Annotated in this window: 2 protein-coding genes; both read left to right on the top strand. The window is 75.7% G+C overall.

The genetic code is table 11. The features are described from left to right. On the top strand, positions 1-337 hold a 337-nt coding region (locus GXW76_RS25390), incomplete at its 5' end, for an SPOR domain-containing protein (RefSeq protein WP_246514707.1). A 16-nt stretch (positions 338-353) separates the two neighbouring features. Continuing rightward, a partial coding sequence (gene nagZ / locus GXW76_RS25385; protein ID WP_211864917.1) for a beta-N-acetylhexosaminidase occupies positions 354-1284 on the top strand: 931 nt, incomplete at its 3' end.

Raw genomic sequence — 1284 nt, 5'->3', positions numbered from 1 at the left:
GCCGCAGGCCGCGGCGACGCAGCCCGCCGCTCCCGCCGCTGCCCCGGCCCAACCTGCCGCCCCAGCGGCGCGCCCGGCACCGGTGGCGAACGGCTCGATCCGCGTGCAGCTCGGCGCGCTGACCTCGGAGGAATCCGCCCGTGGCGAATGGGACCGCCTGGCGCGCCGGCACGCCGACCTGCTCGGCGCCTTCCGCCCGCAGGTGGTGCGCTTCGAGCGGGAAGGGCAGGCGACGCTGTTCCGCCTGCGCACCGGCGGCTTCGCGGACGTTGCGAGCGCGCAGGCCTTCTGCGAGCAGGCGCGCGCCCGCAGCGTGCCCTGCACCGTGATCCGCTGACGCGCCGCATCGCTCCGTGACCCCCCGCGCGGCGATCATCGGCCTGTCCGGGCCGTCCCTCACGGCTGAGGAAGCGGCGCTGCTGCGTGCGCACCGCCCGGTTGGCGCCATCCTTTTCGCGCGCAACGTCGTCGCGCCGGCGCAGTTGCGCGCCCTGACGACGGCGATCCGTGAGATCCTCGGCGATGACGCGCCGATCCTGATCGACCAGGAAGGCGGCCGCGTCGCGCGGCTGAAGCCGCCGCACTGGGAAGCCTTTCCCGCCGCCGCCGCCTTCGAGGGCCGGCCTGAGACGGCGGCCAGGGCCAATGCCCTGCTGCTCGGCGCCACCTGCGTGGCGGAAGGCCTCGACGTGGTCTGCGCGCCGGTGCTCGACCTACGGCTGCCGGGTGCGCATGGGGTGATCGGCGACCGCGCCTTCGGCGCTGACCCGGCCGAGATCGCGCGGCTCGGCGCCGCCTGGGTCGCCGGGCTGCAGGAGGCCGGCGCCATCCCGGTCATCAAGCACATCCCCGGGCACGGGCGGGCGCTCGCGGACAGTCATCACGAACTGCCCCGCGTGGGCGCGCCGGCGGCGGAACTTTCCGCCGACATCGCGCCGTTCCGGGCGCTGGCGGGCTCCGGCGCCTGGGCGATGACGGCGCATGTGCTCTACGAGGCCTGGGATGCCGCGCTGCCCGCCACCATCTCTTCCGCCGTGATAGGCAATGTGATCCGCGGCGAGATCGGCTTCGACGGAGTGCTGGTGACCGACGACCTGGCCATGGGCGCGCTGCAGGGCGCCTCGAACGACCTGGCCAGGGCGGCGCTCTCGGCCGGCTGCGATGTCGTGCTGCATTGCACGGGGCGGCTCGCGGACACCGCCGCGCTGCTGGCCGATTGCCCGCGGTTGACCGACCGTGCCGCCGGGCGCCTCGGCGCCGCGCGGGCAGCGCGCGACGCCTTCC

The sequence above is a fragment of the Neoroseomonas soli genome, from assembly GCF_018129065.1.
Taxonomy (GTDB): domain Bacteria; phylum Pseudomonadota; class Alphaproteobacteria; order Acetobacterales; family Acetobacteraceae; genus Neoroseomonas; species Neoroseomonas soli.
Note: the sequence above shows the minus strand (reverse complement) of the source record. Positions and strands in the feature narration are given on the sequence as shown.